Source organism: Comamonas odontotermitis (genome assembly GCF_040396735.1).
Classification (GTDB): domain Bacteria; phylum Pseudomonadota; class Gammaproteobacteria; order Burkholderiales; family Burkholderiaceae_C; genus Comamonas; species Comamonas odontotermitis_C.
Map to the genome: position 1 here is coordinate 74,126 of NZ_JBEBNZ010000019.1, position 12,037 is coordinate 86,162.

The following is a 12,037-nucleotide window of genomic DNA, read 5'->3' on the forward strand; positions in this document are numbered from 1 at the left end:
AACATGAAACAACGCATTCTTACCTGGAGCGCAGCCTGCAGCCTGGCGCTGCTGGCCACGGCCACCTCGGCACAGGGGTTCAAGCAGGCCAATGACAAGGGAGCGGGCGGCATGCGCCTCAAGGAAGCCGCCGGCGCCAGCGCGCCGGCAAGCTCCCGCAGCACGCAACTGACGCCCCGCTCGGCAGACTTCATCGTCGCCGTCGTCAATTCCGAGCCCATCACCAATGTCGAAGTGCAGCAGCAGTACGACCGCATGGTGGCGCAGGCCGACAGCAGCAACGCGCTCTCTCCTTCGGCCATGCGCCGCCAGGCCCTGGAGATGCTGATCGCGCAGAAGATCCAGCTGCAGATGGCTGCCGAGCGCAACATCTCGGTGGACAGCTTCGCCATCCAGCAGGCCGAGGAAAATGTCGCCCGCCAGAACAGCCTGACCATGCCGCAGTTGCAGGAACGCCTGCAGCGCGAAGGTATTGCGCCTGCCCAGTTCCGCGCCGATCTGAAAAAGCAGTTGACGATCCAGAAACTGCGCGAAGTGGAAGTTGACGCCAAGGTCAAGGTCAACGACCTGGAGGTGGACCAGTACCTGCGCGAGCAGAAGGCCAAGGCCGGTGTGGCTGATTCGGCGGTGCAGCTGAACCTGGGCCATATCCTGGTGGCGGTGCCGGAAAGCGCCAGCCCCGATGAAGTGCAGAAGCTCCAGGCCAAAGCCCAGGCTGCCGTGGACAAGATTCGCGGCGGCGAAAGCTTTGACAGCGCCGTGCGCGAATTCTCGGACGTACCCGACGGCAAGGGCGGCGGCGCCATGGGCCTGCGCCCTGCCGACCGCTATCCCGAGCTGTTCGTCAACGCCACCAAGTCCACGGCTGTTGGCGGCATTGCCGGACCGATACGCTCGCCCGCAGGCTTTCACGTGCTCAAGGTGCTGGAGAAGAACTCTGGCGAAGTGCCCGCCATCGTCACCCAGAGCCATGTCCGCCACATCCTGCTGCGCCCCGGCCCCAAGCTGACCGAAGCGCAGGCGGTGGAGCGCCTCGAAGACTATCGCCGCCGTGTGATGGACCGCCAGGACACGTTTGAAGAGCTGGCGCGTCGCTACTCGGAAGACGGCAGCGCCAAGAGCGGCGGCGACCTGGGCTGGACCAACCCGCACCAGTTCGTGCCCGAGTTCGAAGAAGCCATGAATGCCCTGCAGCCCGGCGACATCAGCCAGCCCATCGCTTCACGCTTTGGCATCCACCTGATCCAGTTGGAAGGCCGCCGCGAAGCCAAGCTGAACCAGCGCGAACAGCGCGATCTGGTGCGCAACATCGTGCGCGAGAAAAAGCTGGAGCAATCCTTCAACACCTGGGCGCAGGAAGCACGTGCCCGCGCCTATGTGGAATACCGCGATCCTCCACAGTAACCACCGGCCTGGATGACCCTGCCTGCTGCTGTGGCAGTGCGGCGGTGTCATCATCGGGAGAGGCCGCAGGTCTTCCCTTATTTTTCAGGCGGTGCTTTGGCACCGCTTTGTCATTGCATGAAACACATTCCCCGCAAACGCTTTGGCCAGAATTTCCTGACCGACGGCGGCATCATCGACTCCATCGTCCAGGCCATCCACCCGCAGCCAGGCCAGCCCATGGTCGAGATCGGCCCCGGCCTCATGGCGCTCACCCAGCCCCTCGTCGAGCGCCTGGGCAAGCTCACCGTGATCGAGCTGGACCGCGATCTGGCCGTGCGCCTGCGCCTGCGGCCCGAGCTCGACGTCGTCGAATCCGACGTGCTCAAGGTGGACTTTCGCGCCATTGCCCAGCGCCTGGGCGTGCCCAAGCTGCGCGTGGCTGGCAACCTGCCCTACAACATCTCCAGCCCTATCCTGTTTCACCTGCTCGAACAGGTGGATGTGGTGGAGGACCAGCACTTCATGCTGCAAAAAGAGGTGATCGACCGCATGGTGGCCCGGCCAGCCACCTCCGACTACGGACGCCTCACCGTGATGCTCCAATGGCGCTACGCCATGGAGAACGTGCTGTTCGTGCCGCCAGAGAGCTTTGACCCGCCCCCCAAGGTGGACAGTGCCGTGGTGCGCATGGTGCCGCGCGCGCAGCCTGCGCAGCTCAACCCCAAGGTGCTCGAAGAGATGGTGCAGGTCGCGTTCAGCCAGCGGCGCAAGATTCTGCGCAACACCCTGGGCAAATGGCTGGAGCAAAAAGGCTTTGCCGGCGATTTCGACCTGCAGCGCCGCGCCGAAGAAGTACCCGTGGCCGAGTACGAAGCGCTGGCGGCACATTTCTCGTGAATGAAAATAGATAGCAAGATGCGCTTGCCAGCTGTGCGCCGGCAGCGTATTTCTTCCAAATAAAAACGCCCGGCTGGGCCGGGCGTTTTTGCGGGTGAAACCGTACCGTTCTACAGAAACGAGTAAAAGCAGCGAAACGGAATCTTGCGCTCTGCCCAGTATTCAGCCGCGTCCATGAAAACGTCGAGCAACTGCTCGCGCGCCTCCCGGTCAAACTTCATGGCGGTGGGAATCTGGTCCAGCACCACGACAAAACCAGGCTGCGGGCCGCTTTTGTGCAGCGGGTCGGTCAGGCAGTCGTACAGCGCATCAAAGTTCTTGCCATAGTGCGGCGGGAAGTAGAACTGCATGCCGATCAACTCCAGCACATCGGCCTTTGACAAGGCATGCGCCAGATTGGCATACAAAAAATGCTGGCCCAGTGCCTGGGCCGCATCCCGCAGATCTTCCAGGCGGTAGGCGCGGATGGCCTGCACGATGTTCGGTCGCACAAAGCGCAGCGGCGTATCCTGTACCTGACGAAGTGGAACGTCCATCTCCGTAGCTCTTTCCATTAGCATCTTGAAAAACCATGCCCCATCAGGGGTTCCATTGGCATTGTTGACCTACCCGATCCCTCAGCGCAAGCCGTTTCTTGCGGAAAAGCGACATAGGACGATTCTGACTCACTCATTCACAATACGGCGAAAGCTGCTGTAGTGGTCGCTGGTGTAATAGCAGGTGTCCGGCACCGTGGGCACCTGGCCGCCGCAGACAATGCGGCGCGCGCCTCGGTCGCGTGAGCCCGGGGTTTTTACGGTGTATTCGCGGTAATAACCCCGTTTTTGCCGGGGCAAAATACGTTCGCGGTTACCAAATACCACCCCATCCTTGTCGTGCGGAAAAGGGCCGCCGTCCAGAATCAATGCATAGGTCTTGCGCCCTTGCACAGGCAGATCGGCAAGCGCCACGGTATCCAGTCCATCACCGGAAAACATCCCACCGCGCGCCTGCGCCAAGCCCGGCGCCAGCATGACACTGGCGCTCGCCACACACACCATCACAGACCGGCGGGCTATCGAAGCCAGTGCATTCAGCATTCACGACACCTTTCAGAATTACGGGTTATCCCGAAAATTCAGCCAGCCAGTGTGACGGATTACCCCCCAAAATGCAAGAAGCCTGCCCAAAATTTGAGCAGGCATCTCAGACTTTCACCATTCAGCGGCTCCAAGACCGTCCACTGACTGGTGTCAAATCGTAGCCATCAGCGTGCAAAATTCGCATCTGCCACCGCAATTGCCGTCATATTGACGATGCGGCGTACCGTGGCGCTTGGCGTCATGATGTGCACCGGCTGAGCTGCGCCCAGCAGGATGGGGCCGATTGCAATATTGCCGCCGGCGGCCGTCTTGAGCAGGTTGTAACTGATATTGGCCGCATCGATATTGGGCAGCACCAGCAGGTTGGCCCCGCCTGTCAGCGGGCTGTTGGGCATCACGTTGGCGCGTTGTTTGGGGTCCAGCGCCACGTCGCCATGCATTTCGCCATCCACTTCCAGCCAGGGCGCCTGTACCCGGAGCAGATCCAGCACCTGCCGCATCTTGACGGCGCTGGGCTGGTTGGACGAGCCGAAGTTGCTGTGCGACAACAAGGCCGCCTTGGGCTTGATGCCAAAGCGCGTCAGCTCTTCAGCCGCCATGATGGTGATTTCGGCCAGTTGCTCGGCAGTCGGGTCGTAGTTGACGTGCGTGTCCACCAGAAACACCTGGCGGTCCGGCAGCAGCAGGCCATTCATGCAGGCAAAGGTGTCCACACCTGCACGGCGGCCGATCACCTGCTCGATGTACTGCAGGTGGTGCATGGTCTGGCCCCAGGTGCCGCAGATCAGGCCGTCCACTTCGCCCTTGTGCAGCAGCATGCTGCCGATCAGGCTCAGGCGGCGGCGCATCTCGATCTTGGCAATCGGCACGGTCACGCCCTTGCGCTCCGTCATCTGATGGTAAGTTTGCCAAAAATCACGGTAACGGTGGTCTTGTTCCACGTTCACGATGTCGTAGTCCACGCCTTCCCGCAGGCGCAGGCCGAATTTCTCGATGCGCTGGGCAATGATGGCGGGGCGGCCGATCAGCGTGGGGCGGGCGACACGCTCGTCCACTACGATCTGCGCCGCACGCAGGATGCGCTCTTCCTCGCCTTCCGCGTAGGCAATGCGCTTTCTGGCGGCCTTCTTGGCAGCCATGAAGATGGGCTTCATCGCCGTGCCGGATGCGTAGACAAAGGTCTGCAGGTGCTGGCGATAGGCATCCATGTCCTGGATCGGGCGCTCCGCCACGCCACATGCAGCAGCGGCTTCTGCCACGGCCGGGGCGATCTTCATCATCAGGCGCGGGTCAAACGGCTTGGGAATCAGATATTCCGGACCGAAGGACAGATCCTGGCCCGCATAGGCGTTGGCCACTTCCTCGGTCTGCTCTGCCTGTGCCAGATCGGCAATGGCGTGCACCGTGGCAATTTCCATTTCGGTGGTGATGGTGGTGGCGCCACAATCGAGCGCACCACGGAAGATGTAGGGGAAGCACAGGACGTTGTTGACCTGGTTCGGATAGTCCGAGCGGCCGGTGGCCATGATGATGTCATCGCGCACCGCCTTGGCGTCTTCGGGCGTGATTTCGGGGTTGGGGTTGGCCAGCGCAAAAATGACGGGGCGTGCTGCCATGCGCTGCACCATGTCCGGCTTGAGCACGCCGCCCGCAGACAGGCCCAGGAACACGTCTGCGCCGTCGATCACCTGCGACAGCGTCCGCTTGTCGGTATCTTGCGCAAAAAGCACCTTATCTTCATCCATCAGCTCGGTACGGCCCTTGTAGACCACGCCAGCGATGTCGGTGACCATGACGTTCTCGCGCTTGAGGCCGATCTCCAGCAGCAGGTTCAGGCAAGCCAGCGCTGCAGCACCTGCACCCGAAGCCACCAGCTTCACCTCGTCGATCTTCTTGCCCGCCACCTTGAGCGCATTGACCATGGCCGCAGCCACAGTGATGGCCGTGCCATGCTGGTCATCATGGAAGACCGGGATGTTCAGGCGCTTGCGCAGTTCGCGCTCCACAAAGAAGCATTCCGGCGCCTTGATGTCTTCCAGGTTGATGGCGCCAAAGGTGGGTTCGAGGGCAGCAATCACATCCACCAGCTTTTGCGGGTCTTTTTCGTTGATTTCAATGTCAAAGACGTCAACACCGGCGAATTTCTTGAACAAAACGCCCTTGCCCTCCATCACGGGCTTGGAAGCCAAGGCGCCGATGTCGCCCAGGCCCAGCACTGCCGTGCCGTTGGAGATGACGGCCACCAGGTTGCCTCGGCTGGTGTATTTGAAAGCTGCAGCGGGGTCCTTGACGATTTCCTCACAAGGGGCGGCGACGCCGGGCGAGTAGGCCAGCGCCAGATCGTGCTGGTTGGCCATGGGCTTGGTGGCCGCAATCGCCACCTTGCCGGGGCGGGGAAACTGGTGATACTCCAGTGCGGACTGGCGCAACAGGGCACGTTTATCCACCGCGGTCGGTGTTGAATTCTTATCAGTCATAGCGATCTCCGGCATCACTCAGCATTCAGCAATCACAAACAAGGCAGCTGACGGGGATGTGCACTCCAGGCCGAAACAAGACGGAACGATGCCGGCCGCACCGCCGTCGCAAGGCAGGCATTCCCGGCAAACCATCCACCGACGGTTGAAGGCAAATCCGTAAACAGGCCGCAAAGCCTTGCGGTCTGTACACAGCGCCACTGCAGGCCATTGTAGGCGCAGGCCTCATCATGCCGCATTGCGAAAGCCGCCAAGTCCCATGAAAAAGAGTTATGACCTTTTGTGATGGACTCGCTGCACTGCAACAAAACGCAGTGCCTCCAGAGTACGTTTCTGTTTCTTATACAGCCATGAAATAGATGCCCGGCCACACGGCAGGAGCCTGCTGCCGATAGAATGCATATTTGCGCTATTTCTGGCCGCTTGGGCCCACCTGTCATGGATTTGTTGCTACTGGTTCTTCTTATTTTGGTCGTGAGCTTTGTGCTGCGCACCAAGGCCCAAAAGCAGCGTATTGCCGTGCTGGCGCATTTTTTGCGTAATTACGACATTGAAAAGCTGATGGAGCGCCTGGTGGGCAGCTATATGCGCGCGCTCGACGAAAAGGACCCCGCGCGCCAGCAGCAGATCTGGGAGTTGCAGCAGCCGGTGGAAAACAGCCTGGCAAGCCAGTTCGGCAATTTTGCCGACGCGCTGGCCAAGGCGCCCGAACCCGCCAACGGCGCCACCTTCCGCATCGGCACCCAGGCGCTGGGCTTTCCGTTTGCCCGGTTGATCGAAAAACTGCAGGGCGACCGGGGCAGTTTTGACCTGCGCACGGCCATTCGCATCCACGCAGACGGCATTGCCGCCGTGGTGGCCAACGCCGAGGGCCGCAGCCCCAAGGAACGCGCCTACACCTTGCTGGCCGAGATGTACCTGATGCAGCACACCTGCCACTGGTACTGCAAATCCAAGGCAGTGGCCTCCGCGCGCATGCAGCTGCGCAACCAGACCACCTACGAGCAGGTAGTGCAGAGCGTATCGCCCGCCACGCGCAACGCCTATCTGGCGCTCACGGGCCAGCGTTAAGCACCTGTCGAAAGCCCTGATTTCCGCCGCAATCCTGCACGCAATTGCAGCCATCGGCTGACAACGCCATGGCTCTCGCCCCTGCACAATGGCTCCACCGAGCGTGTGCCGCAGGCACTGCTGTTGACTGGAAAAAAGGGGAACACATGCCACAATCTTCGCAAACGGCCCTGGTGGCCCTGCTGCTGTCCAGCGCCGCACTGCTGAGCGCCTGCGACCAGGCGCATTCCGTTCATGCCGCGGCACCGCCAGGCACCGTGGCGGCGCAGATACAGCCCGTGCCCGACAAACCCCTGTTCAACGACCCCATCGTCAAGTCGCACGATGTGCTGCCGCATGCCAAGGCCGATACCAAGGAGCCTTTGCCACCTGCAGTGCCGCTGGCCTCAGCCAATACACCCAGCGGCAGCGCAACCCCTACCGATGCGCAGGGCGGAGGCGTCAACCCCGCCGCAGGCATGGGCGCTGCCATCACCGACAGCAAGGGCGCGCAGCATGACGGGGACGGCAAATAGGCCACACGGCATAACGCGGTGCGGTTGACCGCCTCAAAGGTTTTCAACTATTATTTTGATAGCGATTGGTGCTTGATGGGCCAGCGCTGGCGGCCATTATCGCCATACCTGTACCACGAATGACGCAAACCGATCAGGCCTGCACGCACCATGACAAAGGGCGCCCATAGGCGCCCTTGTGGTTTTTTGCTGCGCCAGACGGGCGGTCAGCGGCTGCTGGGAAAGCTGAACACCGCGCCTTCGCGCACCCCTGCCGAGGGCCAGCGCTGGGTGATCGTCTTGCGCTTGGTGTAGAAACGCACGGCATCGGGGCCGTAGGCGTGCAGATCGCCGAACAGGCTGCGCTTCCAGCCGCCGAAGGAATGGTAGGCCACGGGCACTGGCAGGGGCACGTTCACACCCACCATGCCAACCTGGATGTGGTCGGTGAAGTAGCGTGCAGCCTCGCCGTCGCGGGTGAAAATGCAGGTGCCGTTGCCGTATTCGTGGTCGTCGATGAGCTGCATTGCCTCCTGCAGCGTCTTCACGCGCACGATGCCGAGCACGGGGCCGAAGATTTCTTCCTGGTAGATCTTCATGCCGGGCTTGACGCCATCAAACAGGCAGGGACCGAGGAAGTAGCCTTCTTCGTGGCCCGCCACCTTGAGCGTGCGGCCATCGATCAGCAGTTGCGCGCCCTCGGCAACACCGCTGTCCACATACGCCTTCACCTTCTCGAAATGCGGCTTGGTGACCAGCGGGCCCATGTCGTTGGCGTTGTCGGTACCGGGGCCGACCTTCATCTTGGCGATTTCGGTCTTGAGGCCGGCAATCATCTTTTCGGCCACCTCATCGCCCACACAGACGATCAGTGGCACTGCCATGCAGCGCTCGCCACAGGAGCCATAGGCGGCGCCCATCATGGCGTTCACGGCGTTGGCGACATCGGCATCGGGCATGACCACGGCGTGGTTCTTGGCGCCGCCCAGGGCCTGCACGCGCTTGCCGCTCTTGCAGCCTTCGCCATAGATGTATTCGGCAATCGGAGTCGATCCGACAAAGCTCACGGCCTTGACGCGCGGGTCGTGCAGCAGCGTGTCCACCGCTTCCTTGTCACCGTTGACCACGTTCAGCACGCCGGGCGGCAGGCCCGCTTCCAGCGCCAATTGGGCAATGAACAGGGCGCTGGTAGGGTCGCGCTCGGAAGGTTTCAGGACAAAACTGTTGCCGCAGGCCACGGCCATGGGCCACATCCACAGCGGCACCATGGCTGGAAAGTTGAACGGCGTGATGCCTGCCGTAACGCCCAGCGCCTGGAACTCGCTCCAGCTATCGATATTGGGGCCCACGTTGCGGCTGTGCTCGCCCTTGAGCAGTTCAGGCGCGTAGCTGGCAAATTCCACGTTCTCGATACCGCGCTGCAGCTCGCCATGTGCATCGGCCAGCACCTTGCCGTGTTCGGCGGTGATCATCGCGGCAATCTTGTCGGCGTTTTCTTCCAGCAGCACCTTGAGCTTGCCCATCACACGTGCGCGCTTGAGCGGCGGCGTGTTGCGCCATGCGGGGAAAGCCTTTTCGCCCGAGGCGATGGCCGCTTCCACCGTGGCCTTGCTGGCCAGCTCGACGCTCACGGTCGACTGGCCGGTGGCGGGGTTGAACACAGGCTGGGTGCGGCCGCCATCGTGCACGATCTTGCCGTCGATCAAGTGGCCAACGGTGGCGGTCACATTCTTGTCGTGGTTCATCACAATCTCTCTTGGATTCAAATCAAAAACGGCACCAGCGCCCTACACAAGAGCGCCAGCAGCTATTGGTTTTATAGTAATTTAGTTCACTTCCGCCAGCGCGTCGCCCAGGGCGTTGATCAGGCGGTCGATTTCAGCCTTTTCGCTGATGAACGGAGGCGCCAGCTGAATCGTGTCGCCGCCATAGCGCACGTAGAAGCCCTTTTCCCAGCACTTCATCGCTATCTCATAAGGGCGCTTGGCAGGCTCGCCTGGCACTGGCGCAATGGTAAAGCCCGCTGCCAGCCCGTAGTTGCGGATGTCGATGATGTGCTTGGCGCCCTTCAAGCTGTGCACGGCATTTTCGAAGTAAGGCGCCAGCGCCTTCACGCGGCCGGGCATGTCTTCCTTCTCCAGGATGTCCATCACCGCCACGCCAGCCGCACAGGCCACGGGGTGGGCCGAGTAGGTGTAGCCGTGGGCAAACTCCAGCATGTATTCCGGCCCGCCTGCGGCCATGAAGGTGTCGTAGATTTCCTTGGTGACCACGCAGCCGCCCAGCGGTTGCGCGCCGTTGGTCACCTGCTTGGCAAAGTTCAGGATGTCGGGCACCACGCCAAAGGCTTCCGAGCCCGTCCAGGCGCCGCAGCGGCCAAAACCGGTGATGACTTCATCAAAAATCAGCAGGATGTTGTTCTGCGTGCAGATTTCGCGGATGCGCTCCAGATAGCCCTTGGGCGGAATCACCACGCCTGCCGAGCCTGAGAAGGGCTCAACGATCACGGCTGCGATATTGCTCGCGTCGTGCAGGGCGATCACATCGAGCAGCTTGTCGGCCAGCGCGCGACCGCCGTCTTCAGCCATGCCCTTCTGGAAGGTGCCGGCCGGTGGCTGGGTGTGGGGCAGGTGGTCTGCCGCAATGCCCTGGCCAAACATCTTGCGGTTGCCGCCGATGCCGCCCACCGAGATGCCGCCGTAGTTGACGCCGTGGTAGCCCTTTTCGCGGCCGATCAGCACCGTCTTGCTGGCCTGGCCCTTGAGGCGCCAGTACGCGCGCACCATTTTCAGCGAGGTGTCGGCAGCTTCCGAGCCGGAGCCTGTGAAGAACACGTGATCCAGCCCTGCAGGCGTGTGTTCCTTGATCTTGTTGGCCAGTGCGAACGAGGCAGGATGGCCGAACTGGAAGGCGGGCGCGTAATCGAGCTGCAGCGCGGCCTTGCCGATGGCTTCTGCCACTTCCTTGCGGCCATGGCCAATGCCCGAACACCACAGGCCCGACAGGCCGTCAAAAATCTTGCGGCCTTCACCATCGGTGTAGTAGGCGCCTTGGCCGCCCACGATCATGCGCGGCTTGGCCTTGAAGTTGCGGTTGCCGGTGAACGGCATCCAGTGCGCCTCCAGCCAGGCGGCGTCGGTGCGCAGCGCGGCGCCTGCGGTCTTTTCGTCGATCTGCACAAAGCTCATGGGTTTCTCCTTGGAACGGCGGCGTCCTGTGTTCTCCAGTGTGGATGTGCCATTGTGGGCCGGTTTTTTTCTTATTCAAATATTGACATATCAAAGCTCACTTGCGGTTTTTCGCAAGTAAAACCGGTGACAAAACCGGCGGGGGCGCGCCAGGACGCCTCAGGCATGCGGCACTGCCCTCAAGCTTTTCAGCTATCAATAATGTAGCTATTAGCGCATATACAGAAAGCGTCAAGGCACTGTTTCATGCTTCATCAGCGCGTCACACGGTCTGGCTAAGGTGGCGGTTTTGCTGCCACCGATAAAACCGACATGTCTTCCCACGATCCATCCGCCCGCCGCCGCTTTCTGCTCTCGTCCACCGCCATAGCGGGCACCAGCCTGCTGCCCGGCATTCTGCGCGCGCAGACAGCGCCCGCCGCCATCACGCATGATGCCGCACGGCCCCTGCTGCTGTCAGGCCTGCAAAGCGGCGATGTGCTGGCCAACAGCGCCATCGTCTGGGCCCGCGCCAGCCGCGAAGCGCGCATGCGGGTGGAATGGTCCACCACCAGCAGCTTTGCCCAAAGCACCCTGGTGCGCGGCCCCGACCTGCTGCCCGATACCGACGGCACCGGCCGCGTCGATCTGCAGGGCCTGCCCGCCGGGCAGGACATCTTCTACCGCGTGGTGCTCGATGACCTGGCCAGCAGCAACACCCGCGCACCTGCCGTGCAAGGGCATTTCCGCACGCCGCTGGCAAGCCAGGGGCCGGCCACGCGCCCTTTCCGTCTGGTGTGGAGCGGCGATACGGTAGGCCAGGGCTACGGCATCAATGAAGGCATGGGTGGCATGCGCATCTATAACGAAATGCGCAAGACCAACCCCGATGTCTTTCTGCACAGCGGCGACACCATCTACGCCGACGGCCCCATCTCCGAGACCATCGCCCTGCCCGATGGCGGCACCTGGAAGAATCTGGTGACACCCCAGGTGGCCAAGGTGGCCGAAACGCTTGACGAGTACCGGGGCCGCTACCGCTACAACCTGATGGACCGCAACGTGCGTGCGCTGGGCAGCGAGGTCGCACAGATCTGGCAGTGGGATGACCACGAGGTCACCAACAACTACTCGGACAGCAAGAGCGTTGCCAATGACAAGCGCTACACCGAGAAGAACGTGCACCTGCTCACCGCCCGGGGCCGCCGCGCCTTCATGGAATACGCCCCCATGCGCCCCTTCGGCGCCGCCGAGCAGCAGCGCGTATACCGCCACCTGCCCCAAGGGCCGCTGGCCGACATCTTTGTGCTGGACATGCGCACCTACCGTGGCCCCAACACCCACAACCTGCAGACGGTGGAGAGCGCGGAGACGGACTTCCTCGGCCGCCCCCAGCTCGACTGGCTGTTGGCGGGCCTCAAGGCCAGCACCGCCACCTGGAAGCTGATTGCCGCCGACATGCC

Annotated in this window: 10 protein-coding genes; 5 read left to right on the forward strand and 5 right to left on the reverse strand. The window is 62.0% G+C overall.

The window, feature by feature from the left end; translation table 11 throughout:
- The first annotated feature begins 3 nt into the window (after positions 1-3).
- Positions 4-1,404: a peptidylprolyl isomerase gene (locus ACH2DG_RS15845; RefSeq protein WP_395027327.1), complete on the forward strand. Its 1,401-nt coding sequence runs from the start codon at positions 4-6 to the stop codon at positions 1,402-1,404.
- 117 nt (positions 1,405-1,521) lie between these two features.
- Positions 1,522-2,283: a 16S rRNA (adenine(1518)-N(6)/adenine(1519)-N(6))-dimethyltransferase RsmA gene (gene rsmA / locus ACH2DG_RS15850; RefSeq protein ID WP_395027329.1), complete on the forward strand. Its 762-nt coding sequence runs from the start codon at positions 1,522-1,524 to the stop codon at positions 2,281-2,283.
- Positions 2,284-2,393: 110 nt separating this feature from the next.
- Here rsmA and ACH2DG_RS15855 read toward each other — a convergent pair whose 3' ends face one another.
- The 3 genes from ACH2DG_RS15855 to ACH2DG_RS15865 all read right to left on the reverse strand — a co-directional run bounded on the left by ACH2DG_RS15855 (position 2,394) and on the right by ACH2DG_RS15865 (position 5,842).
- The gene (locus ACH2DG_RS15855) at positions 2,394-2,819 is read right to left on the reverse strand and encodes a barstar family protein (protein ID WP_395027330.1); all 426 of its coding nucleotides are present in this window, start codon (positions 2,817-2,819) and stop codon (positions 2,394-2,396) included.
- A gap of 129 nt (positions 2,820-2,948) precedes the next feature.
- Positions 2,949-3,362: a ribonuclease domain-containing protein gene (locus ACH2DG_RS15860; protein WP_395027331.1), complete on the reverse strand. Its 414-nt coding sequence runs from the start codon at positions 3,360-3,362 to the stop codon at positions 2,949-2,951.
- Between the two features lie 167 nt (positions 3,363-3,529).
- Positions 3,530-5,842 carry an NADP-dependent malic enzyme gene (locus tag ACH2DG_RS15865; protein ID WP_395027332.1) on the reverse strand — a complete coding sequence of 771 codons (2,313 nt, stop codon included), beginning with the start codon at positions 5,840-5,842 and terminating at the stop codon, positions 3,530-3,532.
- A gap of 438 nt (positions 5,843-6,280) precedes the next feature.
- Between ACH2DG_RS15865 and ACH2DG_RS15870 the strand changes: the two genes are divergently transcribed.
- Together ACH2DG_RS15870 and ACH2DG_RS15875 are read left to right on the forward strand one after the other, a co-directional pair.
- The gene (locus ACH2DG_RS15870) at positions 6,281-6,913 is read left to right on the forward strand and encodes a hypothetical protein (RefSeq protein ID WP_224150796.1); all 633 of its coding nucleotides are present in this window, start codon (positions 6,281-6,283) and stop codon (positions 6,911-6,913) included.
- Positions 6,914-7,059: 146 nt separating this feature from the next.
- Complete coding sequence (locus tag ACH2DG_RS15875; RefSeq protein WP_395027334.1) at positions 7,060-7,428, forward strand: hypothetical protein; 369 nt, start codon at positions 7,060-7,062, stop codon at positions 7,426-7,428.
- A 206-nt stretch (positions 7,429-7,634) separates the two neighbouring features.
- Here the strand turns inward: ACH2DG_RS15875 and ACH2DG_RS15880 are convergent, their stop codons facing one another.
- Together ACH2DG_RS15880 and ACH2DG_RS15885 are read right to left on the reverse strand one after the other, a co-directional pair.
- Positions 7,635-9,152 carry a CoA-acylating methylmalonate-semialdehyde dehydrogenase gene (locus ACH2DG_RS15880; protein ID WP_395027335.1) on the reverse strand — a complete coding sequence of 506 codons (1,518 nt, stop codon included), beginning with the start codon at positions 9,150-9,152 and terminating at the stop codon, positions 7,635-7,637.
- Between the two features lie 81 nt (positions 9,153-9,233).
- Positions 9,234-10,595 (reverse strand): aspartate aminotransferase family protein, encoded by a 1,362-nt coding sequence (locus tag ACH2DG_RS15885; RefSeq protein ID WP_395027336.1) that lies wholly within the window; start codon positions 10,593-10,595, stop codon positions 9,234-9,236.
- 312 nt (positions 10,596-10,907) lie between these two features.
- On the opposite strand from ACH2DG_RS15885, the gene ACH2DG_RS15890 reads away from it, so the two are divergent.
- Positions 10,908-12,037, forward strand: a 1,130-nt coding sequence (locus ACH2DG_RS15890) for an alkaline phosphatase D family protein (RefSeq protein ID WP_395027337.1), incomplete at its 3' end; no start/stop codon positions are given.

What these genes read in the sequence shown, in the direction of transcription:
- ACH2DG_RS15845 (WP_395027327.1), top strand. Translation starts at nt 4, where the DNA reads ATGAAACAACGCATTCTTACCTGGAGCGCAGCCTGCAGCCTGGCGCTG.
- rsmA (WP_395027329.1), top strand. Translation starts at nt 1,522, where the DNA reads ATGAAACACATTCCCCGCAAACGCTTTGGCCAGAATTTCCTGACCGAC.
- ACH2DG_RS15855 (WP_395027330.1), bottom strand. Translation starts at nt 2,819, where the DNA reads ATGGACGTTCCACTTCGTCAGGTACAGGATACGCCGCTGCGCTTTGTG.
- ACH2DG_RS15860 (WP_395027331.1), bottom strand. Translation starts at nt 3,362, where the DNA reads ATGCTGAATGCACTGGCTTCGATAGCCCGCCGGTCTGTGATGGTGTGT.
- ACH2DG_RS15865 (WP_395027332.1), bottom strand. Translation starts at nt 5,842, where the DNA reads ATGACTGATAAGAATTCAACACCGACCGCGGTGGATAAACGTGCCCTG.
- ACH2DG_RS15870 (WP_224150796.1), top strand. Translation starts at nt 6,281, where the DNA reads ATGGATTTGTTGCTACTGGTTCTTCTTATTTTGGTCGTGAGCTTTGTG.
- ACH2DG_RS15875 (WP_395027334.1), top strand. Translation starts at nt 7,060, where the DNA reads ATGCCACAATCTTCGCAAACGGCCCTGGTGGCCCTGCTGCTGTCCAGC.
- ACH2DG_RS15880 (WP_395027335.1), bottom strand. Translation starts at nt 9,152, where the DNA reads ATGAACCACGACAAGAATGTGACCGCCACCGTTGGCCACTTGATCGAC.
- ACH2DG_RS15885 (WP_395027336.1), bottom strand. Translation starts at nt 10,595, where the DNA reads ATGAGCTTTGTGCAGATCGACGAAAAGACCGCAGGCGCCGCGCTGCGC.